The 3768-nt window shown below is 67.4% G+C and carries 6 protein-coding genes; 1 reads left to right on the top strand and 5 read right to left on the bottom strand.

Going from position 1 to position 3768, the window contains the following annotated elements:
• The first annotated feature begins 98 nt into the window (after positions 1-98).
• Positions 99-659, top strand: coding sequence for a hypothetical protein (locus ACFWF3_RS27760; protein WP_379316373.1), 561 nt, complete (start codon positions 99-101; stop codon positions 657-659).
• 66 nt (positions 660-725) lie between these two features.
• Here the strand turns inward: ACFWF3_RS27760 and ACFWF3_RS27755 are convergent, their stop codons facing one another.
• The 5 genes from ACFWF3_RS27755 to ACFWF3_RS27735 form a co-directional block, all read right to left on the bottom strand.
• On the bottom strand, positions 726-938 hold the full coding sequence (locus ACFWF3_RS27755) for a 4-oxalocrotonate tautomerase family protein (RefSeq protein ID WP_378988594.1): 213 nt from the start codon (positions 936-938) through the stop codon (positions 726-728).
• 96 nt (positions 939-1034) lie between these two features.
• Positions 1035-1775 carry an SDR family NAD(P)-dependent oxidoreductase gene (locus ACFWF3_RS27750; protein WP_379316371.1) on the bottom strand — a complete coding sequence of 247 codons (741 nt, stop codon included), beginning with the start codon at positions 1773-1775 and terminating at the stop codon, positions 1035-1037.
• Positions 1776-1853: 78 nt separating this feature from the next.
• Positions 1854-2444, bottom strand: a complete 591-nt coding sequence (locus tag ACFWF3_RS27745) for a TetR family transcriptional regulator C-terminal domain-containing protein (protein WP_378988590.1) — start codon at positions 2442-2444, stop codon at positions 1854-1856.
• A 105-nt stretch (positions 2445-2549) separates the two neighbouring features.
• On the bottom strand, positions 2550-3152 hold the full coding sequence (locus tag ACFWF3_RS27740) for an energy-coupling factor transporter transmembrane component T family protein (protein WP_378988588.1): 603 nt from the start codon (positions 3150-3152) through the stop codon (positions 2550-2552).
• Positions 3149-3768, bottom strand: a 620-nt coding sequence (locus tag ACFWF3_RS27735; protein WP_379316368.1) for an energy-coupling factor ABC transporter ATP-binding protein, incomplete at its 5' end; no start/stop codon positions are given. The genes ACFWF3_RS27740 and ACFWF3_RS27735, both read right to left, overlap by 4 nt.

Genomic DNA, 3768 nt, shown 5'->3' with positions numbered 1-3768 from the left:
GTCCCGGCCCGTTGTCCTGGGTCCGGCGAAACCGCACCGGGGCGCGCCGCGGCTTGGCACCATGCGAGGACCGAGTTTCGACAGAATCGAGTCCGCCCATGAAGCCGACACCGTTGTCCGCGAACGGTCTGATGCCGGTCCACCGGCCATCTGACCGACGCCCGCGCCTCGATGCCCTGTCCACGGCGGGTATCGCCGCGTTCACGGAGCTGTTCACCGCGGCGCCGGAGACGACAGCATCAGATTTCGGCCGGCTGACCGGCGATCTGGTGATGCGGTCTTTTCCCGCGACCGGCTCCCGGTTGCTCGGACCACTGATGGACCGTCCCACCTACTTCTGGGTGGGCAAGTCCTTTCGTCACGTGGACGGCGGGATGGCATTCGGGCACAACATCTTCCGCCTGCTCGGCGGTATGCGGGCGCTCAACTTCGTGGCAACGGTCGGCGCATCCTCGGTCGACGGACGTGCGGCCGTGCGATTGGACTACGACGATCTCCGGGCCGGAAAGCCCGGTCCCGCCCACCGGATCTACGACGAGTTGCGCGAGATCGAGCCGGGTCTGTGGCTGGGACCCAGCTACTTCAAGTGCGGTGCGACACTGACGTCCATGGGCTGGTTCGCCCTGGATGCCTCGATCGAGTTCGACGGTCCACTGTGAGTCGGCCCCGCGCTCTCGCCCGGAGACGGTACCGAGCCGGGGCATGCCCGGCCCGGTACCGATGACTCACTCCGTGGCGGCTCGACGGGCGCGATACTCGGCGACGTTCACGCCACCGACGCCCCAATCCGTCAGCGGCACTTCATCGATCACGACGTAGGTGCTGTCGGGGGCCTTGCCGAGTACCTCGAAGAGCAGATCGGTGACGCCCTTGATGAGCTGCGACTTCTGTTCCGTGGTGACATTTTCGTCGGTGACCTTGATGTTCACGTACGGCATGAGCGTGTCCTTTCGATGGGTGCAGCTCTCACAGGATGACCGGCGTTCGGGGCGCTGCGCACCCGAATCCGTTGTGTAGTAGGTCTTTTCGCTGACTCAGGCCGCTCGGCCGGAAATGAAGCCGCCGTCGACGGGCAGGATGTGGCCGGTGACGAACTCGGCGTCGGCGAGGTACAGCACGGCCGCGGTGGTTTCGGTGACGTCGCCGAGACGGTCGAGGAGGGCGAACCCGCCGAAGACAGTCTCGTTACCGCTCGCCAGCAGCGGCGTGCGCACGAAGCCGGGGGCGACGGCGTTGACGCGAATACGGTCGACTGCCAGTTCGGCCGCCAAACTTGTGGTCAAGGCGTGGATCGCGCCCTTGCTGGCCAACGGCGCGGAGGCGGGGATATCGGCGATCGCGTGCGTGACGAGCACGGTGCCGATATTGACGATGCTGCCGCCCGCACCCTGCTCACGGAGTCGCCGGACCACGGCCTGCGTGGTGAAGTAGGTGCCTTTCAGGTTGCCGTCGAGGTAGCCGGTCAACTCGTCGGCGGTGACCTCGGTGAACGGCTTCGCCGCGAACGTGCCCGCGTTGTTGACCAGCACATCCACCCCACCGAATCGCTCGACCGCGGCCGCGACCAGCGCCGAACCCGTTGCGGGCGAGCCGATATCGCCGACGACGACCGCCGTGCGCTCGGGTGCGCCCAACTCCTGGGCCACCGCCGCGAGCTTCGCGGCATCACGCCCGTTGAGCACGACATTGTCGCCGCGCTGAACGAAGGCACGAGCGATGTCGCGCCCGATCCCACTGGAGGATCCGGTCACGATGGCCGTTTTGATGGTGGACATGGTGTCTTCCCTTTCATTTGATACGACCGGTCGTCTTGGAATAGACACGCAGCAACCAGCCGGTCCGCCCGACCCTGATCAGGGCCGGAAGTAGTCGTCCAGCAGACGGTTCAGGCACTTGTGCAGCGGCTCGACGGTGCGCTGCAGCTTCATCCGGATCACGGCGCCCTCCCACGATTCGAGGAGCAGGTCGGCGAGGTCGACCGCGTCGATATCGCCGCGCACCGAGCCGTCGGCCTGCGCGGCGCGCAATGCGGCCGCGACACTGTCACGCCAGGCCACCCAGGCACTCGACAGTTCTTCCCGCAGCACGTCACTACCTTCGAGCTCGGCCGCGAGGTTCGCGAGCAGGCAGCCGCCGGTGAAGTCGGTGCGCACGAATTCGGCGGTCTGCCGCGCGAAGAAGACGCGCACGCCACCGAGGGGGTCGGCGGTGGCGCCGAAGGCGTCGGCGAGGTTGCGCTGGATGCACAGTGAATGATGCTCGATCACCGCTCGAGCGAACGTCTCTTTGCTGTCGAAGTAGTTGTAGAACGAGCCTTTCGGCACCCCGACCTTGTCGAGCACCTGCTTGATGCCGGTGCCGTGATAGCCGTTGGACAGCAGATCGGCCGCGCCCTCCTCGATGAGAAGCGCTCTCGTGTCGTCGCTGCGCCGTGGTCGTGCCATGCGCAGAACTATACGACCGGTCGTCTAGGAATAGCAAGGTGCGTGTCCGCACGCTACGCGGAAGGCGGCTGGTCTCCTGTTCGCATCGCGCGGTCCACGCCGATCTCAGTCGTCGTCGACACCGCGTGCGGCGAGGGCTTCGCCCATCGCGTCGGCGGTGCGCAATGCCCGTACCAGCACGGGCGTGACCAGCGCGGTCGCCGACCACGACACCCCGCGGGCTCGCCGAGCCTCGCCGACATCGTGGACGATCTGCGCCAGCAACGGAACACACCGGATGGCCAGTGCCAGAAGCAGGCTCACCCGCTCCGGATTCACTCCGACGCGGCGCAGCGGGCCGAGCGCGCGGGTGAGCGCATCGAGCATGGCGCTCACCCGCGTGGTCACCGTGACCAGCGCCGCGAGGGCCACCGACACGAGCAACACCCCGCACACCACCACGGCCCGCGCCGGCGAGGTGGTGAGCAGCTGGAACACCCCGATGATCGCGGTCATCCACAGCACCGGGCGCACCTGGGCGAAGGCCACCCGCCAGGAGACGCGGGCGAGCGCGAACAGACAGGCCACCAGCGCCGCGGCGACCAGCACAGTGAGTGGACCGCGGACGAACACCGTCATCGCGAGGATCGAGACCAGCAACAGCGCCAGCTTCACCCCCGCCGGCATCCGGTGCAGCGGCGAGTCGCCGGGGCAGTACAGGCCGATCATTCGATCAGGTGCCGATACGCGTCGATCGCCGCCGGCGGTGCGCCGTCGAAAACGACGCAACCGTTGTCCAGCACCACGACTCGATCGAACCCGTCGAGCAGTCCGAGCTGGTGGGTCACCACGATCACCTGCTGGTCGAGGGAGTTCAGCGCCTGCGAGACCCGCCGGGCGTTGCGCAGATCGAGCAGCGTGGTCGGTTCGTCGGCCACGATCACCTCGGGCTCGCGAATCAGTGCGGAACCGATGGCCAGCAGCTGTTTCTGTCCGCCGGAGAGCAGGTGCGCCGGGTGGTCGGTGTGCGCGGCGAGGCCGAATCGGTCGAGCATCCGCTGTACCCGGGCGGCGATATCGGTCTTGCTCAGGCCGCTGCGGCGCAGCGAGAACGCGAGGTCCTCGGCGACTGTCGGCATCACGATCTGGGTATCGGGGTCGGTGAACACGAAGCCGACCTTGCGCCGCACCTGCGCGCCCTTGCGGGCGACGTCGAGCCCGTCGACGGTGACGGTGCCTGCGGTCGGCTTCAGCAGTCCGTTGAGCATGCGGGCCAGCGTCGATTTGCCCGAGCCGTTGGCGCCGATGAAGCCGACCCGGCGTTCGGTGATCCGCAGATTTATCT

The organism is Nocardia sp. NPDC060220 (assembly GCF_042727815.1).
Classification (GTDB): domain Bacteria; phylum Actinomycetota; class Actinomycetes; order Mycobacteriales; family Mycobacteriaceae; genus Nocardia.
Note: the sequence above shows the minus strand (reverse complement) of the source record. Positions and strands in the feature narration are given on the sequence as shown.